Origin of the sequence: Xanthomonas sp. LMG 8993 (genome assembly GCF_009835065.2) — a bacterium.
Lineage (GTDB): Bacteria > Pseudomonadota > Gammaproteobacteria > Xanthomonadales > Xanthomonadaceae > Xanthomonas > Xanthomonas arboricola.
Map to the genome: position 1 here is coordinate 159,287 of NZ_QVIF02000004.1, position 25,548 is coordinate 184,834.

General features: G+C 66.4%; 20 protein-coding genes and 1 pseudogene. 10 read left to right on the plus strand and 11 right to left on the minus strand.

Annotated features, from left to right (window positions below):
• Nucleotides 1-4: 4 nt before the first annotated feature.
• The 6 genes from DYQ94_RS09730 to glpK all read left to right on the plus strand — a co-directional run bounded on the left by DYQ94_RS09730 (nt 5) and on the right by glpK (nt 7,033).
• A complete protein-coding gene (locus tag DYQ94_RS09730; RefSeq protein WP_016904720.1) occupies nt 5-808 on the plus strand; it encodes a GntR family transcriptional regulator in 804 nt (267 codons plus the stop codon).
• Nucleotides 801-1,784, plus strand: a complete 984-nt coding sequence (locus DYQ94_RS09735) for a PDR/VanB family oxidoreductase (RefSeq protein ID WP_126965394.1) — start codon at nt 801-803, stop codon at nt 1,782-1,784. The genes DYQ94_RS09730 and DYQ94_RS09735 overlap by 8 nt, the downstream gene beginning before the upstream one ends.
• Nucleotides 1,785-1,839: 55 nt before the next feature.
• Nucleotides 1,840-2,667 carry a DeoR/GlpR family DNA-binding transcription regulator gene (locus DYQ94_RS09740; protein ID WP_039528800.1) on the plus strand — a complete coding sequence of 276 codons (828 nt, stop codon included), beginning with the start codon at nt 1,840-1,842 and terminating at the stop codon, nt 2,665-2,667.
• A gap of 223 nt (nt 2,668-2,890) precedes the next feature.
• Nucleotides 2,891-4,405 (plus strand): glycerol-3-phosphate dehydrogenase, encoded by a 1,515-nt coding sequence (gene glpD / locus DYQ94_RS09745; RefSeq protein WP_126965395.1) that lies wholly within the window; start codon nt 2,891-2,893, stop codon nt 4,403-4,405.
• 177 nt (nt 4,406-4,582) lie between these two features.
• Complete coding sequence (locus tag DYQ94_RS09750) at nt 4,583-5,401, plus strand: MIP/aquaporin family protein (protein ID WP_016904933.1); 819 nt, start codon at nt 4,583-4,585, stop codon at nt 5,399-5,401.
• 132 nt (nt 5,402-5,533) lie between these two features.
• On the plus strand, nt 5,534-7,033 hold the full coding sequence (gene glpK, locus DYQ94_RS09755) for a glycerol kinase GlpK (protein ID WP_126965396.1): 1,500 nt from the start codon (nt 5,534-5,536) through the stop codon (nt 7,031-7,033).
• 136 nt (nt 7,034-7,169) lie between these two features.
• Here glpK and DYQ94_RS09760 read toward each other — a convergent pair whose 3' ends face one another.
• Both DYQ94_RS09760 and pobA read right to left on the minus strand, forming a co-directional pair.
• Nucleotides 7,170-7,694, minus strand: coding sequence for a nuclear transport factor 2 family protein (locus tag DYQ94_RS09760; protein ID WP_126965397.1), 525 nt, complete (start codon nt 7,692-7,694; stop codon nt 7,170-7,172).
• Between the two features lie 258 nt (nt 7,695-7,952).
• A complete protein-coding gene (pobA, locus tag DYQ94_RS09765) occupies nt 7,953-9,137 on the minus strand; it encodes a 4-hydroxybenzoate 3-monooxygenase (protein WP_104553187.1) in 1,185 nt (394 codons plus the stop codon).
• A gap of 98 nt (nt 9,138-9,235) precedes the next feature.
• Between pobA and DYQ94_RS09770 the strand changes: the two genes are divergently transcribed.
• Nucleotides 9,236-10,132: a helix-turn-helix domain-containing protein gene (locus tag DYQ94_RS09770; RefSeq protein ID WP_024938801.1), complete on the plus strand. Its 897-nt coding sequence runs from the start codon at nt 9,236-9,238 to the stop codon at nt 10,130-10,132.
• A 253-nt stretch (nt 10,133-10,385) separates the two neighbouring features.
• On the opposite strand, the gene DYQ94_RS09775 is transcribed toward DYQ94_RS09770, so the two are convergent.
• From DYQ94_RS09775 to DYQ94_RS09800, 6 genes are all read right to left on the minus strand, one after another.
• Complete coding sequence (locus DYQ94_RS09775; protein WP_126965398.1) at nt 10,386-11,867, minus strand: benzaldehyde dehydrogenase; 1,482 nt, start codon at nt 11,865-11,867, stop codon at nt 10,386-10,388.
• Nucleotides 11,868-11,895: 28 nt separating this feature from the next.
• Nucleotides 11,896-12,663 carry a coniferyl-alcohol dehydrogenase gene (locus tag DYQ94_RS09780; protein WP_024938803.1) on the minus strand — a complete coding sequence of 256 codons (768 nt, stop codon included), beginning with the start codon at nt 12,661-12,663 and terminating at the stop codon, nt 11,896-11,898.
• A gap of 33 nt (nt 12,664-12,696) precedes the next feature.
• The gene (locus DYQ94_RS09785) at nt 12,697-13,725 is read right to left on the minus strand and encodes a SphA family protein (protein WP_425518993.1); all 1,029 of its coding nucleotides are present in this window, start codon (nt 13,723-13,725) and stop codon (nt 12,697-12,699) included.
• A 121-nt stretch (nt 13,726-13,846) separates the two neighbouring features.
• Entirely contained in the window at nt 13,847-14,323 is a 477-nt protein-coding gene (locus DYQ94_RS09790; RefSeq protein ID WP_126965400.1) for a MarR family winged helix-turn-helix transcriptional regulator, read from the minus strand.
• Nucleotides 14,324-14,906: 583 nt separating this feature from the next.
• The gene (locus DYQ94_RS09795; RefSeq protein WP_046346170.1) at nt 14,907-16,151 is read right to left on the minus strand and encodes an HD-GYP domain-containing protein; all 1,245 of its coding nucleotides are present in this window, start codon (nt 16,149-16,151) and stop codon (nt 14,907-14,909) included.
• 138 nt (nt 16,152-16,289) lie between these two features.
• Nucleotides 16,290-17,600, minus strand: a complete 1,311-nt coding sequence (locus DYQ94_RS09800) for an MFS transporter (protein ID WP_126965402.1) — start codon at nt 17,598-17,600, stop codon at nt 16,290-16,292.
• Nucleotides 17,601-18,321: 721 nt separating this feature from the next.
• Here DYQ94_RS09800 and DYQ94_RS09805 point away from each other — a divergent pair.
• The gene (locus DYQ94_RS09805) at nt 18,322-18,867 is read left to right on the plus strand and encodes a gamma carbonic anhydrase family protein (protein ID WP_160955248.1); all 546 of its coding nucleotides are present in this window, start codon (nt 18,322-18,324) and stop codon (nt 18,865-18,867) included.
• 80 nt (nt 18,868-18,947) lie between these two features.
• The gene (locus DYQ94_RS09810; protein ID WP_046345395.1) at nt 18,948-19,844 is read left to right on the plus strand and encodes a DUF2167 domain-containing protein; all 897 of its coding nucleotides are present in this window, start codon (nt 18,948-18,950) and stop codon (nt 19,842-19,844) included.
• A 13-nt stretch (nt 19,845-19,857) separates the two neighbouring features.
• On the opposite strand, the gene DYQ94_RS09815 is transcribed toward DYQ94_RS09810, so the two are convergent.
• Both DYQ94_RS09815 and DYQ94_RS09820 read right to left on the minus strand, forming a co-directional pair.
• On the minus strand, nt 19,858-20,124 hold the full coding sequence (locus DYQ94_RS09815; RefSeq protein WP_039513263.1) for a YkgJ family cysteine cluster protein: 267 nt from the start codon (nt 20,122-20,124) through the stop codon (nt 19,858-19,860).
• A gap of 45 nt (nt 20,125-20,169) precedes the next feature.
• On the minus strand, nt 20,170-21,537 hold the full coding sequence (locus DYQ94_RS09820) for a glycoside hydrolase family 5 protein (RefSeq protein WP_126965403.1): 1,368 nt from the start codon (nt 21,535-21,537) through the stop codon (nt 20,170-20,172).
• Between the two features lie 391 nt (nt 21,538-21,928).
• On the opposite strand from DYQ94_RS09820, the gene ilvD reads away from it, so the two are divergent.
• Nucleotides 21,929-23,767, plus strand: coding sequence for a dihydroxy-acid dehydratase (gene ilvD, locus DYQ94_RS09825; RefSeq protein ID WP_126965404.1), 1,839 nt, complete (start codon nt 21,929-21,931; stop codon nt 23,765-23,767).
• A 16-nt stretch (nt 23,768-23,783) separates the two neighbouring features.
• On the opposite strand, the pseudogene DYQ94_RS09830 reads toward ilvD, so the two are convergent.
• Nucleotides 23,784-24,815, minus strand: a pseudogene (locus tag DYQ94_RS09830) (integron integrase).
• Between the last annotated feature and the right edge of the window lie 733 nt (nt 24,816-25,548).

Here is a 25,548-nt window from a genome sequence, read left to right on the forward strand (position 1 = left end):
TTCCATGTCACCCGCCACCCCGTTTCGCAGCAGTGCGGCGCAGACCACGCGTGCACTGCTGTCGCTACGCGAACTCATCCTCGACGGCACCCTGCCGGCCGGAACGCGCCTGTCCGAGCTGGCGGTGGTGCAGCGGCTGGGCATGTCGCGTACTCCCGTGCGCGCCGCGTTGCAGCGGCTGTGCGAAGAAGGCCTGGCCAGCGCACTGCCCGGCGGCGGCTATGCGGTGCAGGCCTTCAGCGAACGCGATGTGCACGATGCGATCGAACTGCGCGGCACGCTCGAAGGCCTGGCCGCGCGCATGGCGGCCGAGCGCGGAGCATCGGCCGCGGCGCTGGCCCAGGCACGCCAGCTGCTGGACACGCTCGACCGCATCGTCGGCTCGCCGTTGCACGCCATCGACTTCAGCGCGTACGTGCAGGCCAATGCGCAGTTCCACGCGTTGCTGGTGGCCATGGCCGGCAGCGATGTGCTGGGCCGCGAGCTCACCCGCGTGCTGCAGCTGCCGTTCGCCTCGCCCAACAGCCTGGTCATGGCGCAGACCACCAGCGCCGAGGCGCGGCTGATCCTGACCCTGGCGCAGGACCAGCACCGCGAAGTCCTGGCCGCCATCGAAGACCGCCAGGGCGCGCGCGCCGAAGCGCTGATGCGCGAACACGCACGGCTGGCCCATCGCAATCTGCGCCACGTGCTGCAGACCCCGGCGGCGATCACCCAGGTGCGCGGCGGCGCATTGATCGGCCGCGCCCATCCCGCCACTGCCGGCAGCAGCCGGCCCACCCCTCTGCCTGGAGTTCCCCATGCGTAAAGACACCCAGTGGCACAGCGCCCACGTGGTCAGCATTGCCGACGCCTGCGAGGGCGTGCGCGAAATCGTGCTCGATCCTGGGACCGCGGCGCGCGGCTTCGAAGTCGGCAGCCATCTGGATTTTCGCGTGCAGCTGCATGGCCGCGCCGACGTGCGCTCGTACTCGCTGGTGGGCGAGCCGCGTGCCGATGGCTACTACCAGATCGCGGTACGGCAGATGCCCGACAGCCGCGGCGGCTCGCGGCACATGTGGACGCTGCAGCCCGGCGATGAGGTGGAGATCTCCCCGCCCAGCAACAACTTTGCGCTGGACGAGGGCGGCGAGGAGATCCTGCTGATCGCCGGCGGGATCGGCATCACCCCGATCATCGGCATGGCGCAGCGGCTGGCGCGCCGCCATCGCGCGTTCCGCCTGCTGTATGCCGGGCGCACGCGCCGTGCGATGGCCTATGTCGACGAACTGGAAGCGCTGCTGGGCGAGCGCCTGCAGCTGCAATGCGACGACGGCGCCGGCCCGGCGGATCTTGCTGCCGAGCTGGCGCGGCTGTCGCCCAATGCCGAGGTGTACGTGTGCGGCCCGCTCGGCATGCTCGAGGCGGTGCGCCAGCACTGGCACGCTGCCGGGCGTCCGCGCGCGCGGCTGCACTTCGAAACCTTCGGCAACAGCGGGCGGGTGCCGGCGCAGGCATTCGTGGTCAAGCTGCCCGGGCTCGGCCTGGAAGTGCCGGTGGCCGAGAACGAATCGATGCTGGATGCGCTGGCCGACGCCGGAGTCGAGCTGATCGCCGAATGCCGGCGCGGCGAATGCGGGCTGTGCGCGGTCGAGGTGCTGGACAGCGCGGCCGATATCGATCACCGCGATGTGTTCTTCAGCGACGAACAGCGCCGCGAGAACCGCAAGCTGTGCGCCTGCGTCTCGCGCGCGGTGGGCGGCAGCATCAGCATCGATACCGGCTACCGCGGCGAGCTGGGCTGAGCGCAGCCATCGACACGCCGGCGCTCGCGCAGCGCGTGTTTGCATCCTCACGCGCATGCGCGATCATCTGCGCATGGAGTCGACTCACTACAGGACGGTCCCGGCGCCGGCACTCAACCCGCGCCAGGAACAATTGGTGGCATTGGTGCGGCAGCAGGGCTTTGCCGAGGTGGAAGGGCTGGCGACGCGCTTTGAGGTGACGCCGCAGACCATCCGTCGCGATCTGACCCTGCTGTGCGATGCCGGCGTGCTGCGCCGCTATCACGGTGGCGTCAGCATGCCCTCGAGCGTGGAAAACCTGGCCTACACCGCACGCAAGGCGCTGCAGGCGCGCGAGAAGCAGCACATCGCCGCGCAGGTCGCCCGCTTCATTCCCGACGATGCCTCGTTGTTCATCAACCTGGGCACCACCAACGAAGAGGTCGCGCGCGCCTTGCTGCAGCACCGCGGCCTGCGCGTGATCACCAACAATCTCAACGTGGCGGTGATGCTCAGCGCCAACCCCAGCTTCGAGGTGATCGTGGCCGGTGGCGTGGTGCGCGGCCGCGACCAGGGCGTGACCGGCGAGGCGACGGTGGAGCTGATCCGGCAGTTCAAGGTGGACTTCGGGGTGATCGGCATTTCCGGCATCGATCTGGACGGCACCCTGCTGGATTTCGACTACCAGGAAGTGCGCGTGGCCCAGGCCATCATCGAGCACTCGCGGCAGGTGCTACTGGCCGCCGACCACAGCAAGTTCGGCCGCAACGCCATGGTGCGACTGGGCACGATCGCCCAGGTGCACGACTGGTTCACCGACCGGCCGCCGCCGCAGGAACTGGCCGCCGTGCTGGCCGAGGCCGGCACCCGCGTGCATCTGGCCGAGCCTGGCGACGCCGGCTGAACCAATTGTTCGTTTTTGTGCGTTTGCGGTGCGGCGTGCCAATCTGGCCCCCCTGATGATCCGTCCCGGCTATCAAATTTCCGGCTTTGATAGGCCGATTTACTCTTTTTTCGCCTAGGTCTCAGGCCTGACGGCTCTTCACGTCCCGAAAAGGTTTTATGTTCGAATATGTTCGAACATGACAACTTGGGTTCGCTACTGGCGCGCCCGGACGGAGACACCGATGGGCGAGACATACGATCTTCTGGTGATAGGCGGCGGCATCAACGGGGTTGGCATTGCCCGCGATGCGGCCGGGCGTGGCTTGTCGGTGTGCCTGTGCGAACAGGACGATCTGGCCGCGCATACCAGCAGCGCCAGCACCAAGCTCATTCACGGTGGCCTGCGCTACCTGGAGCAGTACGAGTTCGCGCTGGTCGGCAAGGCGCTGGCCGAGCGCGAGGTGTTGCTGCGGCTGGCTCCGCACATCATCTGGCCGCTGCGCTTCCTGCTGCCGCATCAACCGCATCTGCGCCCGGCCTGGATGATCCGCGCCGGGCTGTTCCTGTACGACCATCTCGGCGGCAGCAAGCGCAGCCTGCCGCGCTCGCGCCGGCTGTCGCTGCGCACGCACCCGGTGGGCCAGCCGCTGCAGGAATCGCTGCGCACCGGCTTCGTGTACTCCGATGCCTGGGTACAGGATGCGCGGCTGGTGGTGCTCAATGCGATGGACGCCGCCAGGCGTGGCGCACAGATCCGCACCCGCACACGCTGCGTCGGTGCCTGGCGCGATGCAGGCTTCTGGTACGCCGAGCTGGAAGACCGCGACGGCCGCCGCCGCACCGTGCAGGCGCGTGCACTGGCCAATGCGGCCGGGCCGTGGGCGGTGTCGTTCCTGGACAAGGTCGCCGCAGTGCCGCACAAGCACGCACTGCGCCTGGTCAAGGGCAGCCACATCGTGGTGCCCAAGTTGTTCGACCACGACCACTCGTACATCTTCCAGCAACCGGATCGGCGCATCGTGTTCGCCATTCCGTACGAGCACGACTTCACCCTGATCGGCACCACCGACGTGGATTACCAGGCCGACCCCGCAGCGCCCAGCATCGATGCGGCCGAAGTGCAGTACCTGTGCGATGCGGTGAACCTGTATTTCCAGCAGCAGATCGCCCCCAGCGATGTGGTGTGGAGCTATAGCGGCGTGCGTCCGCTGCTGGACGATGCCGAGGACAACGCCGCCGAAGTCACCCGCGATTACCAGCTGGAAGTGCTTACCGACGGCGCACCGTTACTCAACGTGTTCGGCGGCAAGCTCACCACCTATCGCAAGCTGGCCGAAGAAGCGGTCGACCGCCTTACCCAGGCGCTGGGTGCCCGCAAGCCTGCATGGACCGCGCGCGGCGATGCATTGCCCGGCGGCGAACAACGCGATATCGCCAGCCTGCTCGAGCGCGTGCGCAACGCATACCCGTGGCTGCCGGCGCCGACCGCGCAGCGGCTGGTACGTAACTACGGCACCTGTGCGGAGCAGCTGCTGGGCCAGGCGCAGGACATCGCCGCCCTGGGCACGCACTTCGGCGCCGATCTGTACCAGGCCGAGGTGGATTACCTGCGTGCCCACGAATGGGCCGTGACCGCAGACGACATCCTGTGGCGTCGCAGCAAACTCGGCCTGCGCATCGACGCGGCCGGGCGCGAACGTCTGGAGGCGTATCTGCAGACACACTCGGTCCGGCAGGCGGACGGCGTGCCGGCCTGATCGAACCACGTTGCCGGCGAGGACGGGTCGCGCGGCAACGTATCCTGGCGCATTCGCCGGCATCATCCTGAGTCACGTGGAGGGCACCCTGATGAGCATCACCGAAGACCCCTGCGCGCCAATGCGCGCATCGCACCACCATGCCTGCATCATCGCCATCGGCGCGAGGACGCGCGCATGAGTCGCCAACTCGTGGGTGAGTTGATCTCCGAAGCGGTGGCGATGTTCATCATCATCGCGCTCGGCGATTCGGTCGCGGCGATGTACGTCCTCTACGACCCCAGCCCGTACCAGAACGCCTATTGGGGCGTGTGCATCGCCTGGGGCCTGGCGGTGACGCTGGCGATCTATGTCACCGGCTCGGTGTCCGGCACGCATGCCAACCCGGCGGTGACGCTGGCGCTGGCGCTGTTCCGCGGTTTCTCCTGGAAGAAGGTGCTGCCGTACTGGGGCGCGCAGGTCATCGGTGCATTCCTGGGCGCGGCCATCGTCTACCAGTTGTACGGCCCGGTCATCGACCACTACAACCAGGTGCAGCAACTCACCCGCGAAGCCGGTGGCGCCGCCGGGGTGTTCTTTACCGCACCCGGCCTTGCGGTCACGCCGATGCATGCGCTGGTCGACCAGATCATCATCACCGCGTTCCTGATCTTCGGCATCTTCGCCATCACCGAACAATTCAACGAAGCCGCGCCGACCGCCAATTCCGGCGCGCTGATGATCGGCCTGCTGGTGGCGACGCTAGGCGCGTCGATGGGCTATCTGGAAGCCTGGGCGATGAATCCGGCGCGCGATTTCGGCCCGCGTCTGTTCGCCTACCTTGCCGGCTGGGGCGAGGCCGCGTTGCCGGCCAAGGACAACTACTGGTGGATCCCCATTGTCGGCCCGTTGATCGGCGGCCCGATCGGCGCGCTCGCCTACCAGTGGCTGATCCTGCCGTTCCTGCCGGCACGCGTGCGCCATCTGCAGGGCGGCAAACCGCTCGATCCGCGCTGATCGCCCTGCTGCACGACTGACAGCACAGCGCCGCCGCCGGGCAGGCTGGGTTTTATCGGCCTTTCGCGCAGCGGCGTGCACTGCCCCCTTTCTCGCCGTGCGCCAGCGCCGGCATTGTTTGAGGAATCTCCGATGGAAAAGCAATACGTCCTTGCGATCGATCAAGGCACCACCAGTTCACGGGCGATGTTGTTCGATCGCAACGGCAAGGTAGCCGGCGTGGCGCAGCGCGAGTTCGGCCAGATCTTTCCGCAGCCGGGCTGGGTGGAACACAACCCACGCGAGATCATGACCAGCGTCTACACCACGATCACCGAGCTGCTCAACAACGCGCAGATCGATGCGCGCTCGATCGCCGGTATCGGCATTACCAACCAGCGCGAGACTGCGGTGGTGTGGGACAAGGCCACCGGCCAGCCGATCTACAACGCCATCGTCTGGCAATCGCGGCAGACCAAGGACATCTGTACGCAGCTCAAGGAGGCCGGGCACGAACAGATGGTGCGCGACAAGACCGGCCTGCTGATCGATGCGTACTTTTCCGGCACCAAGGTCAAATGGATCCTCGACCACGTCGACGGCGCCCGCGAGCGCGCGCGTAACGGCGAGCTGGCCTTCGGCACCATCGACAGCTGGCTGATCTGGAATCTCACCGGCGGCAAGGTGCATGTCACCGACTACACCAATGCCTCGCGCACGCTGATGTACAACATCCACACGCTGGAGTGGGACGCCGAGCTGCTGGCCATGCTCGACGTGCCGAAGGAAATGTTGCCGGAGGTACGCTCGTCCAGCGAAATCTACGGCATGACCCAGACCCAGTATTTCTACGGCGAGCAGGTGCCGATCGCCGGGATCGCCGGCGACCAGCAGGCGGCGCTGTTCGGACAGGCCTGCTTCGAGCCGGGCATGGCCAAGAACACCTATGGCACTGGCTGCTTTGCGCTGATGAATACCGGCGACAAGGCGGTTGCGTCCAAGGCCGGTCTGTTGACCACGATCGCCTGGGGCATCGACGGCAAGGTCGAATACGCGTTGGAAGGTTCGATCTTCGTCGCCGGCTCGGTGGTGCAGTGGCTGCGCGACGGCCTGCGCATGCTCGGCAAGGCCAGCGACTCGCAGGCCTATGCCGAACGCGCCGGCGACAACGACGGGGTCTATCTGGTGCCGGCCTTCGTTGGCCTGGGCGCACCGTATTGGCGCAGCGATATCCGCGGCGCGGTGTTCGGGTTGACCCGCGGCACCACCAAGGAACATTTCGTGCGTGCAGCGGTGGAATCGATGGCCTACCAGACCCGCGACGTGTTGACTGCGATGCAGGCCGATTCGGGCATCGAGCTGAAGGAACTGCGCGCCGACGGTGGCGCGATCGCCAACGACTTCATGGCGCAGTTCCAGAGCGACATGCTCAACGTGCCGGTGCTGCGCCCGGAAGTGGCCGAAACCACCGCGCTTGGCGCAGCCTACCTGGCCGGTCTGGCGACCGGGTTCTGGAGCAGCCGCGAAGAGATCGCCAAGCAGTGGGCGGTGGATCGCCGCTTCGAGCCGACCATGGCCGACGACAAGCGCGAACAACTCTATGCCGGCTGGCAGCAGGCAGTGGAAGCGACGATGGGCTTCCGCACCAGCTGACCGCTGCGCTCAAAAAGACAACGCCCGCCATCAGGCGGGCGTTGTCGTTTCCGTCAACCACTTGCATGGTTGCTGACGAGCTGCATGGATCACGCATTGCAGGGCTGCACGCTGCAGCCCTGCAATGCAGCAGCGATTACTGGCCGCCGCTATTGGCGCGGCCGGCAATGGTGTCCGGATCCCAATGCTCCTTGATCAGGCCTTTTTCGATGCGGAACATGTCGAACCAGGTGGTCGTATAGGTGGTGCCAGGTTTATTCGGATTGGGCAAGGTGCGCACCGACACCAGCGTGACCAGATCGCCGTCGGCAGTGATGGCCACCAGCGGCAGCTGCACGCGCGGCTGCACCGGCGTCGGCTTCACGAAGGCGGTCAGGAAGGCGATGAAGGCATCGCGGCCATTGGCCACATTCGGGTTGTGCTGGATGTAGTTCTTGTCCATGTACATCGGCGCATACTGCACCTGGCCGGCTTCGAACACGATGCGCCAGAAATCGTAGACCAGCCGCTTGTTGGCGGTTTCATACCAGGTGGAGCCAAGCAGCATCTTCTGGTGGTTGGGATTTTCCGTCACTGCGGTCTGCGCGAACGCAGCCACCGGCGCCACCAGCATGACCAGCAGCATGACCAGCAGCAAGGCGCGTGAGAACAGCTTATTCATGGAAGACTCCTTATGTGGAGACGGGCGCTGTGCCGGCCGGGTGCCAACACGGTGCACCGTTGATTGGGGGACGACGCGCCTTGGCACACAGGGTTTTCCACGCGTCGCCGCCAGCCTAACGGCCGCGTCCGCTCGCCCGCTAGCCGCCCTGGAGTGCACCAGGGCACCTGCGGTATTGGTGGTAATCAGAAGATAACCACGGCAGTCGGTTTTCTCGCGCGCACGCACGAGGCGTCTCGGCGGCAACCATCGCTACGCTCAATCCGGCAGCTCCACCAACGGCAAGCCTGCATAGTTTTCGGCCAGGGTGGCGCGCCCGGCCTCGCTGTCCAGCAGATAATCCAGCTCTGCGGCATGAATGCGTGCGGTGAATGCGTCCTGGTCGTCGAAGGTATGCAGCAAGGTGGTCATCCACCATGAAAACCGTTCGGCCTTCCACACCCGCTGCAATGCCAGCGCCGAATACTGTTGCAGCACCGCGGTATCGCCACGCGCGTTCCAGCGCTCGAACAATTGCGCCAGCAAGCCGACATCGGCCAGCGCCAGATTCAGGCCCTTGGCGCCGGTGGGCGGTACGATATGCGCCGCATCGCCGGCCAGGAACAGACGCCCGTACTGCATGGGTTCGGCGACGAAGCTACGCAACGGCGCAATGCTCTTCTCGATCGACGGCCCGGTGACCAGTTGCGCAGACAAGGCGTCTGGCAGACGCGCACGCAACTCATCCCAGAACGCCTGATCGCTCCATGCCTCCACCCGCGCATCGGCCGGCACCTGCACGTAATAGCGCGAGCGCGTCGGCGAGCGCATCGAACATAAGGCAAAGCCGCGTGGGTGCTGCGCGTAGATCAACTCGTCGTTGACCGGTGGGGTATCGGCAAGCACGCCAAGCCACCCGAACGGGTACACCCGCTCGAACAGGCGCAGTCGCTCCGGCGGGATGCTGGCGCGGCTGATGCCATGGAAGCCGTCGCAGCCGACGATATAGTCGCAGTCGATACGCAGGCGCTGGCCATCGTGGGTGAATTCCACCGCAGGCGCGTCGCTGTCCACTCCGCACAGTGTCACGTCCTGCGCGCTGTAATACGTTGGCGCAGCGCTGCGCGCACGGGCCTGCATCAGATCCGCAGTGACCTCGGTCTGGCCGTAGACGGTCACGCTGCGTCCGCAGCCGCGCAGCAGATCGATGCGCTCGCGCCGGCCATCCAGCGACAGTTCGAAGCCGTGATGCGGCAAGCCTTCGCGTTGCACGCGTGCGCCAACGCCTGCCTGCTGCAGCAGCGCCACGCTGCCCTGTTCCAGCACGCCGGCACGGATACGCCCCAGCACATGTTCCGGGGTCTGCCGCTCGATCACCACGGTATCGATACCGGCCCGCAGCAACAGCTCGCCCAGCAACAGGCCAGAGGGGCCGGCGCCGATGATCGCGATCTGGGTTCGCATGCAATGCTCCTGCCTCAGCCGACGGATGCAGGCCAGTGTGGGTAGCCAAGCACATGCTTTGAAGGGATGATTGCGTGCAGTGCTTGGACTTTTCGACGATGCCCACACGCGCGCACGCCACTGCCGCAGCTACTGCGGTTCCCGCCTTCGGCCTGTATGGCGAGCAGCATGCCGACACGCCCGAGCTGTTGCACTGGGAGTCGATTGCCGCACGCAGCCGGCTGCATGACTGGCGCATCGCCCCGCACCGGCACGAAGACCTGGCGCAACTGCTGTACGTGCAACGCGGGCCGGCGACACTGCAGCTGGATGGACGCAGCCAGCGCGTGCGTGGCGCAAGCGTGATCTGGCTGCCACCGCTATGCGTGCATGGCTTCAAATTCGATCCACAGGTGCGCGGCCACATCATCACCGTGTGCATGCCCTTGGTACGTAATGCCTTGAGTGCCGCGCCACTATTGCAGGGCGCACTGACCGTCCCGCAGGTCCTGCACGCACGCCGCGCACGCGGATTGCTCGACGTGCTGTTTGCCAGTATTGCCGGCGATCACGCGTACCGACGCATCGGCCACGAGGCCGCATTGCACGCCGCCGCAGCGCAGCTGTTGATCTGGACCGCCCGCACGGCGCTGGAGCACGCACAGGATGCGGCTGCGGTGAGCCCGTACGCCGACCCGGCATTGCGCCATCTGCGTGGCTATCAGGCCCTGATTGACCAGCACTATCGCGCGCACTGGCCGATCTCCCGCTATGCCGAGCAGCTGGGTCTGACTCCGGGCCATCTCAACGCGTTATGCCAGCGACTGGCCGGCGCCTCGGCACTGCAGTTACTGCAGCGCCGGATCATGCTCGAAGCACGCCGCAGCCTGCGCTACACCAGTCTGAGCGTGCAGCAGATCGCCGCCAGCCTTGGATTTTTCGACGCTGCATACTTCAGCCGCTACTTCGCACGCCATGCCGGCTGCTCGCCGACACAATTCCGCGCTGGCGAGTAAGAGCGGCTGGTCTGGAGCTTGGCTGCAGAGCCCTTGCCCGCCCACCCTCGCAGGACACGCCGCAAGTACATCCCTGTACGCGGCATCCATGCCGCGTAAGGTCCCGCGACGGCGGGCGGGCAAGGCCCAGTCGAGATGGTCGGTGGGCAAGGTTAACAGCGGTGCGCTTGGACAACGCAGATAGATCAGCCCCAAAGCGGCTGATCCACGGCTAGCCTGCAGCCCCGCCCCCCGGTCGGTTGCGCCGCGCCGGTCAGAACGGGTACTGCGGCACTTCGTTCTTGATCGTCAGCCATTGCCAGTGGGTGTACTGCTCCCAATCGGCCGGTCCGCCGACACTGGTGCCGTTGCCCGACGCGCCGGTCCCGCCGAAGGGATTGATGACTTCATCGGCCACGGTCTGATCGTTGATGTGCAACAGGCCGGTGTGCAGCTTGTCGCCCAGGCGCATCGCGCGCGACACCGACGCCGACAGGATGCCCGCAGCCAGACCGTACTCGCCATGGTTGGCAAGTTCTGCGGCTTCGTCGTCGGTATCGAACACGGTGATATTGATCACCGGGCCAAAGACTTCTTCGTCGAATGCACGCATGCCCGGACGCACGTTGGACAGCACCGTCGGCGCATAGAACAGGCCTTGGTTGCTGGCGCCGGCCTCCACCACCGCACCGGCGGCGACGCTGTCGTCCACGATATCGATCACCCGCTGCAGCTGGCGCTGGTCGATGATCGGGCCCAGTGCCACAGTGCCGCTGACCGGATCGCCAACCGGCAGATGCCTGGCTTTTTCGGCCAGCCGCTGCGTGAATGCATCGGCGATCCCGCGCTGAACCAGCACGCGGCCGGTGGCCATGCAGATCTGTCCCTGATGCATGTAGGCGCCGAATGCCACTGCAGCGGCGGCCTTGTCCAGATCGGCGTCGTCGAGCACGATCACTGCATTGTTGCCGCCCAACTCCAGCGACACCTTCTTCAAATGCCGGCCAGCGATCTCGCCGATGCGCCGCCCGGCCGCGGTGGAGCCGGTGAAGGCAATCATCGGGATATCCGGCGATTCGACCAGCGCCTGCCCGATGGCGGCATCGCCATGCAGTACATGCAGCAGTCCCTTCGGCAGGCCCGCTTCTTCCAGCACCTGCGCGATGACCACGCCACCGGTATACGGCGTGCGCGGGTCGGGCTTGAGCACCACTGCATTGCCCATCGCCAGTGCCGGGGCGACCGAGCGCAGCGACAGGATCAGCGGAAAATTGAACGGGGAAATCACTGCGATCACGCCCAGCGGCAGATGCCGCGCCAGGCTGAGTTGACCGGCGCCCGTCGGCAGCACCTGGCCGACCGCCTGCAGCGGCAGCGCCGCAGACTGCTGGTAGATCACCACCGACTCGTTCACTTCGCGCTGGGCCTTGGGCAGGATGCCGCCGGTTTCGCGCGCGATCAGCAGCGCCGCTTCGGCACTGCGCGCTTCCATCAGCTGCGCGGCACGGTGAAACACCGCAGCGCGCTCGCGCGGAGCAGTGGCTGCCCAGGCACGCTGCGCTTTCTTGGCCAGCGCCACGGCAGCGGCGACATCGGCCAGGTCGGCCTTGCCGACTTCGTGCAGCAGCGTGCCGGTGGCCGGTTCGATGATCTGCACGGTGCCGCCGTTGCCTGGCACCCAGTCGCCATTGAAGATGCAGCCATGCCACGCCGGAGCAGCGCTTGCGGCAATGGCGGTATTGGGGAGAGCGTTCATGGTCTAGCCTCCTGCTGAGGGGGTGGTGTTACAGAGTGGTGGACGCCAGCCCGCCATCGACCGGCAGGGTGATGCCGTTGATCCAGCGCGCCGCATCGGAGGCGAGAAACACGATGGCCTCCGCCACCTCGTCGGCATACGCCGGTCGCGTCATGCGCTTGGCATCTTCCTTGACACGCTCCTCGCCGAGCATGGTGACGAAATCGCCAAGAATCGGCGTAAACACCGGCCCCGGCGAAACGTTATTGACGCGCACGCCGTGCTCGGCGAACCAGGGCCGCGACTGCAGCAGCGTCCAGACGATCAGCGCTTCCTTGAAGTACTGGTAGCAGGTGTCGTGCGCCACCGGATGCGCCTGCAGCCATGCGTCGCCAGATGTAAAGCTGTCGGTGGCGGCCAGTTGTTTGTGCAGTTCCAGGCGCTGCGGCCACTCGGCGCCCAGGATGGAGGCCACATTGATGATGGAACCGCCGGGCGTCATGCGCGGCAGCAGCGCCTGGCTCAAATGGCGCAGGCCCAGATAGTTGACGCGCGCCACCACCTCCAGCGGCGCGGTACCGGGGACGCCAGCCACATTGGCCAGCGCATCGATACGCGCCGGCAAGGCCTGCACCAGCGCATCGATGGATGCCGGATCACCGAGATCGGCCTGGTGGAACCCGTGCAGCGACATCTGCACCGGCGTGCGATCGACGCCGATCACCGTGGCGCCATGGAAACGGGCCAGACGCGCGACTTCGGCACCGATGCCCGATGCCACGCCGGTGACCACGATGGTCTTGTTCTGCAAATTCATTGCCACTCTCCGAAGAGGCCGGCCGTGCCGGCGCTAGAACACATGGACGTACTGCAGGTTGACGTTGTTGCCGGAGGCGGCGTTCTTGACCTCCACCGGCAGATACACATTGGCAAACAGCATGTTGTTGGCATCCATCCGCCACACGCCGCCGGGGCCGGCATAGAACACGCTCTGGCGGGTATCGGCCACGCGCTGCCCATTGGTGCGGTTATCGCGGAACTGGGTGAGGTAATAGGCATTCACGCCAAGCCGGATGTCGGGCACCACTTCCCAGGAGGTGGCGAAGTTGATCCAGCCCGCGTCGCCGGCCTGGCCGTTGCGGAACTCGAAGCCCGGCGGCAGGTTCGGGCGCCGCTCGCTGCGAAAGTTGTAGATGTAGTTGATGCGTGCGCTGACTTCCCAGTTGGATGTCGGGAACACGGTGAACGCATATTGCGGCACCAGCGACCAGTAGCCGGCGCCCTGATTGAGGTCGCGATCGCGGTCGAACTTGCCGATCGGCGCGATCGCATCGATTTCGAAACGCTGCGAAAACACCGGCCTGCCATTGCGGATCACCGGCAGCATCTGCAGATACGGGCCAAAGGTCAGGTCGCCCACGCCGGCGCCGTTGTCGCGCAAGCTGGCAATGCTGTTGCGCCCGAACGAAGCATCCAGATTGATCAGCGGCAGCAGCGTGTTGATGCCCACTGCGCCGCCGAAGAGCGTGTACGGGGTGACATAGGCGACCTGGGTCAGCAGCAGGGTGGAATCGATGCGTGGGCGGTCGAACACCGGCACGTCGTCACCGCGGGAATCCTTGATCGCGTCCAGTGAGCTCTGGCGCAGATAGGTGACCACCGCCCAGCCGGGCGTGGTGCGGGTGAAGCCGTCCAGATAGCTGGTGCCGCCGGTATTGATGCCGTTGGTCAGCGTCGTACTCTGCGGCAGGTTCTGTGCGCCGGCCGTGCCGGCAGCAAGCAGCGACAGCATGCCAAGCGCTGCGCGGCGCAGTGACGACGCGCGGGAAGACAACCCAGACAGGACCGATCGATAGCTCACTGCGAACATCTCCAGCATTGGGAGGAACAGCGGGAACTGCGGCGGGACAACGGTCAGGCAGGCGCGATCGACACGCCGGCAACGGCGCGTGCGCAGGTCAACAGGAAAGCTGGCCGTGCGCCTGCACGGCAGCGGCGGATTACAGGGTGTCCAGGCGGTCCAGCCGGTCGAGTGCGCGCAGCAACGGCGCCTCGCTGCTGCCCAGCACCACGCTGAGCTGCTGTTCCATGCGCAGCACTTCGGCCTCGGCAGCGCTCAGCAGGGTCACGCCGGCGCTGGTCAGCGACAGATGCTGCATGCGTCGGTCCTGGCGTCCCCGCACCTGCCGCAGCAGGCGGCGCTTGACCAGGCGTGCCACCACGATCGCCAGGTTGGGCGCCGACACGTGCAGCACGTCGCCGATCTGGCGCTGGTTGATGCCCGGGTTGCCGTCCACCAGCATCAGCAGCGAGAAGTCGACCGGCTTGAGGTCGAACGCAGCCACGCAGTCCTGAAACATCCGCCGCACCAGCAACTCGGTGCGGGTGATGCGGTAGCCCAGCAGCCGCAGCAGGCGTGCCTGATCCACCGTGGTGACGGCATCCGGCAGCGGTACGGCAGTGGCAGTGACGGACATGACGGTTCTCGCAGCGAAGACGACAGGCGGACCGGTGCGCGCAACGCTCACCGCCCGCAACGCCGATCCGCGGCGTGAGCTGCATTGTAGACGCGCGCAGGCATGCCGATGTGGGCGTGGCCGCCGAGCGCGTGGCACCGCCGTGCAGGCAGGCGGCCACAGGCTGGTGCCAGTCCAGCGCCAGCACGTGGCGGCCACATGCGGCGGCACGCAGGTGTGGGAAGCGACGGTCATCCAGGCACGGCTGCGACATGGGATCCGGGGTCGGCAAGTGATTGCGTTCCGGAATAGTTATTGATCATAACTACATTGCCAAGCTGCAGCGCAGCATGGTCGCGCTCGCCAGATTGACTACGCGGGTCAATGGGCCTGGCGGGCGTGGTGGCAACGCCTGTGACAGGCACACCGGGCACAGGTGCGCGCGGCATGCCGGGCCTGGCAGCGGTGGTGGCAATCACGACGGCAGGGCTGCGGCCATCGCCAGACGACGCCTGCGGACCCAGCCCACTCGCCCAGCGCATCTCCGCGCCAGGTAGGCCGCGTGCATGCGTGCGGCCTGTGGCCAGCGGGTTACGGGTACGGGTTACGGCAGCCAGAGCTTCTCGAGATCGCGGAAGCCCCAGTCCGAGGGGCTTTCCATCTGCGCGATGCGGTCCTGGCAGTCCGGGCGCGACAGGTCGATGTCCTGCACCAGCACATGGCTGCGCAGCTTGGCCGAATAGAACACGCGCACCTTGGGCTTGAGCAGCGCATCGGGGGTCTGCTCGATCACCACTGCCAGTTTCTGCGACTCCAGCCGCACCAACGAGCCGACCGGATAAATTCCCAGCCGGCGCACGAAGGCCTGGAACACCACCGGGTCGAAGTGCCCCTGCCACGACGCCATGCGCTTGAGCGATTCGGCCGGATCCCAGCCGCGTTTGTAGGGGCGGTCCGAGCTGATGGCATCGTACACATCGCACACCGCGCCCATCCGCGACATCAGCGCGATGTTCTCGCCCGCCAAGCGGTTCGGGTAGCCGCTACCGTCCATTTTCTCGTGGTGGTGCAACGCGATCTCCAGCACCACCGCGTTCTGCACGCCGCCGGCCACCAGCAGGCGATGACCGTCCAGCGGGTGCTGGCGCATGATCGCCATCTCTTCGTCGGTGAGCTTGCCGGGCTTGTTGAGGATGTCCAGCGGCGTCACCGCCTTGCCCATGTCGTGCAGCAGGCCGCCCATGGCCGCCTCGACGACCTGCCCTTCAGGCAGACCGAGCTGGCGCGCCAGCCCGCTCATCAGGCCGGCCACCGCCATCGAATGCAGATAGGTGTAGTCGTCGGCGGTCTTGAGCCTTGCCACGCTGATCAAGGCCTGCGGATGCCGCAGGACCGAATCGTTGATGGCCTCCACCAGCGGCATCGCCGCCTCGGTGTCGACGGTGCGGCCAAGCCGCACATCGCGGAACATCGCCTCGACCGTATCGCGGCCGTCTTCGAAGATCTTGCGTGCGCGCACCACTTCGGACTCGATGCCGACCTGCGCGGTGACGCTATTGGTCCGCGCGGTGCGCGTGGTAGTGGCCGGCTCGGGGGGTTCCGGTACTGGCGGCGGCGGTTGCTCCGGCTCAGGCTGCGGATCGGGCGCGTCCGGCGCCGCCGTGTCCAGGTCCAGGCCACGCGCGGTGTCGATCACCAGTTGCTCGATCCGGCTGCCATGGATCTTCTCCACGTCGTCCGAATCGACCAGGAACGAGGTCTTCCAGAACGGGTGGTGCACCCACGCGCCCAGCAGCTTGTAGACATACATGCCGGGGCGGAGTTGGTCTGAATCGATGGTTCTGAGCATGCCGGCGCTGATCTGCAAATGGTCCGCGGAAGAGCCCGCCACGACGATGGAGGGTCTGTCGGGTTATCGGCAGTGCGCAGGATTTCTTTGGTCCGGTAGAACTCGCTCGCGCCGCGCGGCGACCGCCGGTTGAGAAGTTCAGCGCGCCGGCAGGCGCATGCCCAGCACGGCGATGGCAGCGAGCAGCAGCGGCACGCTGCAGGCCAGATACAGGGCCGCCGGCGACCAGCCCGCATCCACCAGCACGCCCACGCACAACGGCGAGGCGATCGCACCGAAGCGGCCCACCCCGATCGCCCAGCCCATGCCGGTGGAACGCACCGCCGCCGTGAAGACCACCGGCGCCACCGCATACAGCCCGGCGATGGCGGCAAACAGCACCGCGCCGCTCAGCACCGCAATGACGAACGCCCAACCCAGCACCGTGCTGTACCAGCCAAAGGCCAGCAGCGCCAGCGCCGACAGCCCCAGCACACCGGCGGTCAGCCACGACAGCCGCGCACGCGCGGCCAGCGCGCTGAAGATCGCACCGCCGGCGATCCCGCCCAGGTTCAACAACACGCCACCGGTCACGCCCTGCTCTGCCGACAAGCCGGCCACGACCAGCAGCTTCGGGGTCCAGCTGAGCACGAAATAGAACGCAAACATCAGCAGAAAGAACGCCAGCGCGATCAACAGCGACTGCCGCCGCAATGCCGGCACGAACAAGGCCGCATAGCCCCGCGCCCGACCGGAGCCATGCGGCGGCGGTGACGGCAGTACCGCCTGCGGCGGCATGCCCATACGCGCAAGCACTGCGTTGAAGCGTGCGCCTGCGTTGGGTGGGCGACGCGCGATCAGAAATTCCAACGACTCAGGCAAGAACGCCAGCACCAAGGGCACACACAGCAGCGACCCCAGCGCGCCGAGCACAAACACCGCGTGCCAGGACCAGTGCTGCAACAGCAGTGCTGCGATCGCGCCGCCCAGCGTCGCGCCGATCGGATAACCGGTGGCCTGCAGCGCCAGTGCCGTGCTGCGCCACTGGGCGGTGGAATATTCGGCAGCGATGACCGCAACGCAGGCCAGCATGCCGCCGATGCCGATCCCGGTAAATGCCCGCAACGCGCCGAGTTGCCACACCCCGGTGGCCAGTGGCGAGGCGCCCATGCCCATGGTCAAGATCGCCAGGCATACCAGGATCGTCGCGCGCCGCCCGATGCGGTCGGCCAGCGGCGCCAGCAGCAGCGACCCCACCGCCATGCCGACCAGGCCGGCACTGAACAAGGCCCCGAGCAGCTTGCCCGACAACTGCCACTGCGCCGACACATGCGGGGCGGTGAAGGCCATCGCCATCACATCGAAGCCATCGAGCATGGTCAGCAACACGCACACCGCCACCGCCCTCCACTGAAACGGCGTCATGCGTTGCAGTACGAAGGGTGCAGGTGTCGCGGCGCTCTGGGTCATCGGGTGATCCTGGTTAGGGAGGGCAGCTGCATTGGCAACCTCACGCGTGGCCATGCGCTCACGCAGCGCCGCCACGACGAAGACGCAAGCACGCTGGACGCTGCGACGGCCTTCGACAGCGCAGCGGCACTGCAACGCGGCAACGACAGTCGGGGTGTTGCAACGTCACCGCACGCTAGGCCGATCGCAGAGGGCGTTCAAGACAGCGGCCTGCACGGGTGTGCGCTTATCGAACAAGCCGGCAGCGCGCTTCGCTTGCCTCTCCACGCATTCGTTGAGCTGTCTGCGCAGCGGCATCTGCGGTGTGCGCCTTGCCTGCACGGAAACGATCGACCTCGCATGTAGTGCTGCAGCGCGTGACTCGAGTGCGATCAGACCGGGCAACCCTCACGCTCGCCCGATCAGGATTGCAAAGCGCAGTGCCGCACTCGTGATGCAGGCATGGATGCAACGCTGCTGGCAGCGAGGTTGAACGACGCGACATATGCATGACTACTCACCGCCACACACACCTCGATCCGTTCGAAGCGGCAGCGAATGTGCAGGCGCAGCCTCACACGCCCTGGCGCCAGCTGTTCCAACACGCTGCGCCGCTGCATCAGGCACGTCCGCAGCCAGATCGATCCACTGCCGCACCAGCGCTTTCCGCATGCAGACGCTCGCCCGCTATCATGCAGGCCGTGCCCGCACCGGGCGGCACGCCGACATGCCGGAGATCATCGTGACCCCGATTCGCTCGTTCCTGGAAGACACCCCGCAACTGGGCGCACGCGTCTATGTCGATCCTGCCTGCACCATCATCGGCAAGGTGAGCCTGGGCGATGACGTGTCGGTGTGGCCGGGCACGGTGATTCGCGGCGACGTCAATCATGTACAGATCGGCGCACGCACCAACGTGCAGGACGGCACCATCATCCACGTCAGCCACCATAGCCCGTTCAACAAGGCCGGCTACCCGACCGTGATCGGCGCCGACGTCACGGTCGGCCACGGCACCATCCTGCATGCCTGCACCATCGAAGACCTGTGCCTGATCGGCATGGGCGCCTGCGTGCTCGACGGCGCCACCGTCAAACGCTACGGCTTTGTCGGCGCCGGGGCGGTCGTCGGCCCGGGCAAGATCGTTGGCGAAGGCGAATTGTGGCTGGGCAATCCCGCACGGCTGGCCCGCACGCTCAGCGACAAGGAAATCGAAAGCCTGCATTACTCCGCACAGCATTATGTGCGGCTCAAGGACCAGTACCTGGGCACCGTCGGCACCAGCTGAGCCGTTGTCCGCCCTACGCAGGCATGGCAAGATCGGCGCCCTGCGGCGTGGGGACGCTGCCCTCGAATGGATTCGACCCGATGCATACGCGTTTTGCCCTGCGCAGCCTGCTGGCCGCCTGCCTGCTGATCGCGAGCCAGTCGCTGCTGGCCATTCCAGCCGACGCCGTCGACGAAGCGCAGGTGCTGTCTGCCCTGCAGTACCGCAACGGCCACATCGACGTGCCGCAAGCCAAGGCGCACTTCGATCTGGACCCGGCATTCCGCTACCTGGACAAGGCCGACACGCGCCGCGTGCTCGAGCAGCTGTGGGGCAACCCGCCCGACGACAGCGTGCTGGGCATGATCGTGCCGCGCACACCCGCGCTGGATGCGCCGGGTGGCTGGGCAGTGGTGGTGACCTATGCCGACGACGGTTATGTGTCCGACGAGGATGCCGCCAAGATCGATTACAGCGAATTGCTGGCCGACATGCAGAAGGGCACCGCCGAAGACAACGCCGCGCGCCGTGAGCAGGGCTACGGCACCGTCGACTTGCTCGGCTGGGCGGTGCCGCCGCGGTACGACGCCGGCAGCAAGAAGCTCTATTGGGCCAAGGAACTGCGCTTCGATGGCGCCCAGCAGCACACGCTCAACTACGATATCCGCGTGCTCGGCCGCAGCGGCTACCTCAGCCTCAATGCCGTCGCCGGCATGGACCAGCTCGAACAGGTCCGCCAGGGCATGCAGCAATTGCTGCCGATGACCGAATTCGACCAGGGCGCGCGCTATGCCGACCACAACCCGTCCACCGACAAGATCGCCAGCTATGGGCTGGCCGGCCTGATCGGCGGTGGCCTGGCGGCCAAGGCCGGGCTGTTCGCCAAGCTGGGCCTGTTGCTGGCCAAGGGCTGGAAGCTGGTGCTGTTGGGCGTGTTTGCCGTGGGTACGGGCATCAAGCGGGTCTTCTCCCGCAAGGCGCAGGGCACCGGCAGCTGAGGCGTGCCGCGGCTCACGGCCGCGTGGCGTGCTCCAGTGCCGTCAACGTGGCCAGCGCCTGCGCGCGCGATGCGCCGCACATGTCCTCGGACGGACGCAGGCTGGCGCACACCGCCGGCCGCGTCGGCAACCCGAACAGGCGACAACGGCCCTGGCCGTCGAGCTGCACGCAGGGCACGCCCGCCGGCTTGCCTTGCGGCATGCCGGGGATGGCCGAACTGATCGACGGCGCGATGCAGCAGGCCGCGCAGCCGGCGCGGCACGGGAGGTTCTTGCGCATGCCGCCAGTGTAAACCGCCGCCGCGTGCCGGCAGCGGCAGCGTGGCTAGCGCGGCGGGATGTAGCTGGACAGGCGCACGTCGAAGAAGGCCTGCACGGCAGCGAGATTGCTCTTGGCCTGGATGTCCGCGCCCACGTCGCGGCTCATGCCGAGCACGTCGTCATCCGGCCAACCGGGGCCGAAGCACCATTGCGTGCTGGGGATATTGTTCGCCTGCAGATGGGCCAGCATGCGTGTGGTGGCGACCTCCGCGCTGCGGTTGCCGGCCGGGTAGCCGTGCTCGCCGAGATAACCGCGCTTGCCGGCATCCCGCAGGGCGTCGATGAAGGGCGTCACCATCATGATGCCGGTATCGGGCTGGATCACTTCGTTGCGCCCGCCCGGTCCGATCCAGTTGCCGCCGCCAGCCCCGTTGTTGTCCAGATAGTTGTGCGCTTCGTAGACGATGCGGTTGTAGGGATCGGGGATGTCGAACAGGCCCATCGAATCCTCCTGCCAGAGCCGGGCACTGGCATAGCCGTTGCCGCACACGAACACGAAGTGGTCGCGGTCGCGATCGATGATGGTCTTGCAGCACGCAGTGGCGGTGTTCTGCCAGTGCGCCGCCATCGACAGCACGCTGCCGTCGGCGGCGCGCTCGTCGCCCTGATAGGGCTCGTTCATCACGCCCCAGCCGAACACCGCCGGGTGCTGCCGGAACCGGTTGACGATGCGTGCCCACAGGTCGGGCAGGCCGGACGCGTTGTAGAGCGTGCACCCCGGCGTGCCGATCACGCGGTATTCGTACAGCTTGAGCAGCCCATCGCGGCGATCGAAATAGCCCTGGTAGCCGAAATTGCGCAGCGGATAGGTGTCGGCCCAGACCGCGGCGGCCGCCGGGTCGTCGATACGGTTGCCGCGCGCATCCACAAGCGTTCCGCTGGCGTCGCGCCGATAGCCCGACTTGACGGCCACCCGCTGCGGCAGGCGCATATAGTCATGCAGCTCCACGATGGCGCGCTTGCCGCGGGCGGCGATGTGGTCCAGCGCATCCTGGACCTGGCTGCAGTAGGTCTCGTTCAAGGCCAGGCCCTGCCCCCGCGTGAAGCGCGCGGCGGTGGTCGGCAGCCGGAACAACGGGCAGGCCCCGGCGGCGGCCACGTGCTGTGCGGTAATGGCGCGATAGTGCGTGCCGATCTCCGCATTCTCCACATAGCTGTTGGAGGCCAAGCCCGACAGGTTCAGGCCCGCAAACGGCAGGGTGGCGCTCTGCGCAGCCGCGCGACCGCCCCACCCGAGGCCGGCCAGTGCCACCGCGCCGGCTGCGCCCTGCAGCACGCGACGGCGGGTGATCCCGGCGGTTGCTGCCGGCGTCTGGTCGATGGGATGCGGGGCTGCCGCCGCCGTGCGGCGTGGGTGTGGATGGTCGGACATGGGCGCCTCCTGCGGTGCCGTTGGTGGAGATCCTTGGCGGTGGTGCTCCCCTCTGCCGCACCGGTCTGACGGCGATGGTGCCGGTGTGGCAACGGCGCAATCTGCGCTCCGGTTCGCACTCCGGGCACTGCATGCAGCCCCGCATACGTTTACATCGCATTACATGCCACGCCGACCAGCGGGAGGCGCGTGTTCGCGCGCCGTGCCCGCGAACGCTCCGCCGCCGCCTGTGCGATGCGCGCGGCGCGCGCCCTCCCCACCGCCACGGCGTGCCCTGGCCCGCGTGCTACCGTGCCGGATCACCGGAGCGCGCCGCGACCGTTGCAGCAGCAACAGTCACGACGCGGTCTAATTGCCAGCCACCGCTCGCCAATCAGCCGTCGAATTCGCCATGCCCGAGTACCGCTCCAAAACCTCCACCCACGGCCGCAACATGGCCGGCGCCCGCGCACTGTGGCGCGCCACCGGCATGAAGGATGGGGACTTCCACAAGCCCATCATCGCCATCGCCAACTCGTTCACGCAGTTCGTGCCCGGGCACGTGCATCTGAAGGATCTCGGCCAGCTGGTCGCGCGCGAGATCGAACGCGTCGGCGGCGTGGCCAAGGAGTTCGACACCATCGCCGTGGACGACGGCATCGCCATGGGTCACGACGGCATGCTGTATTCGCTGCCCAGCCGCGAGATCATCGCCGACTCGGTCGAATACATGGTCAACGCGCATTGCGCCGACGCGCTGGTGTGCATTTCCAACTGCGACAAGATCACCCCCGGCATGTTGATGGCCGCGCTGCGGCTCAACATCCCCACCGTGTTCGTCTCCGGCGGGCCGATGGAAGCCGGCAAGACCAAGCTGGCCGAACACAAGCTCGATCTGATCGACGCGATGGTGATCGCCGCCGACGACAGCGCCTCCGACGAAAAGGTGGCCGAGTTCGAACGCAGCGCCTGCCCCACCTGCGGCTCGTGCTCGGGCATGTTCACCGCCAACTCGATGAACTGCCTGACCGAAGCGCTGGGCCTGTCGCTGCCGGGCAACGGCACCGTGGTGGCCACGCATGCCGACCGCGAGCAATTGTTTTTGCGCGCCGGACGCGTGGCGGTGGAGCTGTGCCACCGCTGGTATGGCGGCGAAGACCCCACCGCCCTGCCACGCGGCATCGCCACGTTCGAAGCGTTCGAGAATGCGATGACGCTGGATATCGCCATGGGCGGCTCGACCAACACCATCCTGCATCTGCTCGCCGCCGCGCAGGAAGGCGACGTGCCATTCGGCATGCGCGATATCGACCGCCTGTCCAAGCGCGTGCCGCAGCTGTGCAAGGTCGCCCCGAACACGCCGAAGTACCACATCGAAGACGTGCACCGCGCCGGCGGCATCATGGCCATCCTCGGCGAGCTGGCGCGTGGCGGCCTGCTGCATACCAACGCGGCCACGGTGCACGCACGCACGCTGGCCGACGCCATCGCGCAATGGGATGTCACCCAGACCGACGCAGAGACCGTGCACACGTTCTACAAGGCCGGCCCGGCCGGCATCCCCACCCAGATTGCCTTCAGCCAGGCCACGCGCTGGGACAGCCTGGACACCGATCGCAGCGAAGGCTGCATCCGCGACGTCGCACACGCGTTCTCGCAGGAAGGCGGCCTGGCCGTGCTGTACGGCAATATCGCCCGCGACGGCTGCGTGGTGAAGACTGCGGGCGTGGACGAATCCATCCACGTGTTCGAAGGCAATGTGCGCGTCTTTGAGAGCCAGGATTCGGCGGTCAAGGGCATCCTGGCCGACGAAGTGAAAGCCGGCGACATCGTGGTGATCCGCTACGAAGGCCCCAAGGGCGGCCCCGGCATGCAGGAAATGCTCTACCCCACCAGTTATCTCAAATCCAAGGGCCTGGGCAAGCAATGCGCCCTGCTCACCGACGGCCGCTTCTCCGGCGGCACCTCGGGCCTGTCGATCGGCCACGCCTCACCGGAAGCGGCGGCGGGCGGCGCGATCGGGCTGGTACGCGACGGCGACAAGATCCTGATCGACATCCCCAACCGCTCGATCAACCTGCTGGTGTCCGACGAAGAGCTTGCCAGTCGTCGTGCAGAGCAGGATGCCAAGGGCTGGAAGCCGGTGGAAGTGCGCCCACGCAAGGTCACTACGGCGTTGAAGGCCTACGCGTTGCTGGCGACCAGCGCGGATAAGGGTGCGGTGCGCGACAAGGCGATGCTGGACGGCTGAGGCGCGCAAGCAGCACTTATCGCCAAGCCTGCGGCTGACGATCGAGCGGGCTGCGCACCGCCGACGCGCCTCGCCCCAGCACATGGGTGTAGAGCTGGGTGGTCGCCACGTCCTTGTGACCCAGCAGCTCCTGCACGGTGCGGATGTCGTACCCAGCTTCGAGCAGATGGGTTGCGAAAGAATGCCGCAGCGTGTGGCAGCTGGCCGGCTTGTCCAGCCCTGCCTGCCGACAGGCCGCCTTCACCGCACGCTGCAAACCCTTCTCGTCCACATGATGGCGGCGAACCGCACTCCCGCGCGGATCCACGCTACGACGCGGCGCCGGGAACAGATACTGCCATCCTGGCTCACGCGCTGCATTGGGATACTTGCGCAGCAGCGCGTGCGGAAGCCAGACCTCACCTGCGCCCACCTGCAGATCCCGCGCATGCACGCGCTTGGCTTCGTCCAACTGGAGCTGCAGCGCATCGCGCAATGACTGCGGCAGCAGTGTGCGGCGGTCCTTCCCACCCTTGCCATCGCGCACCACGATCTCGTTGCGCGCAACATCCACATCCTTGATGCGTAGGCGCACGCACTCCATCAAGCGCATGCCGGCCCCGTAGAGGAGTGCCTCCATCAGTGCGTGACGCCCCTCCATCTGCGCCAGCACCGCCATGACCTCCACCTCACTCAGGACGGTCGGCAACCGCCGCGGCCGCTTGGCACGCTGAATCTCGTCCATCCATGGCAGATCGCGTCCCAACACCTCGCGATACAGAAACAGCAAGGCGGCCAGTGCCTGATTCTGCGTGGAAGGCGCCACGCCATCGCGGGCCGCCAGCATGGTCAGGAACGCCTCCACTTCGCGCACTCCCATCGTCTCTGGATGGCGTTTGTCGTTGGCCAGGATGAAGCGCCGAATTCAACCAACATAGGCATCCTCGGTGCGCTTGGCACGGCCCAGCCGCTGCAACCGATCGCGGACGCGGTCCAACAGCCTGGCAGGCCGTCGCCCGCTAGGCGCTGCCGAAGACGGCTGCCTGGCGGCCGATGCAGACGAAGACATTGAAGCCGTTCGGTCGGAATGATACGGTCGCATTGCGATGAGTCGCCGCAGGGGAATGCGACATGTTTACGCACCGTGGTCACGCACCACGATCGGGATGTCGCGGTAAAACCAATGGGAATGCACTTGGTGTGGAGGTCAGAGATTACGTACTACACCCCGGCGCTACGCACCTTTTTGACTTCGAATAGTTGTTAGGCGGCACAGGGGAGAATTATGGGTCGGTCATACAACACTTCGCTTGTACTCATTCGGTTCTTCGGATTAATCGGCGTGGTCATGGGCATAATGTGGCTGGTCAATCTGGTTGCAACCTTCGCGCTTCGTGCCTTTGGAGCACCCGATTGGCTAATCAATCCCTTATGGTACGTGGCGTCCCAAGGCCTGCTATCTGGTCCGATTTGGGCTGTGGCCGGCATCGTTGTGCTCAAATACTCAGTCGATCTCGCTCGTTTCGTGGCACGCGGCAATACTGACAGTGAATAGACGGGATAGGCACTCGCGAGTGCCGCCTAACAATTCGTTCAAGCCGAGCCCAAATCGTGGCAGCGCCTTCGTGCCTACGCTACGCTAGCACGCAGTCACCGCCCCGCTTTGGGCCGGCTTAACTCAGGCGTTAGGCCGTGTTGGAGCAAATGCGTTGGTGGTTGCCGCTTCGGTGAGTTCGCGGGCGTGCATGCGGTTGGCTCCGGACAGCAGTCATCACCGTTACTGGTTGGGGTAAGTTCGGTGC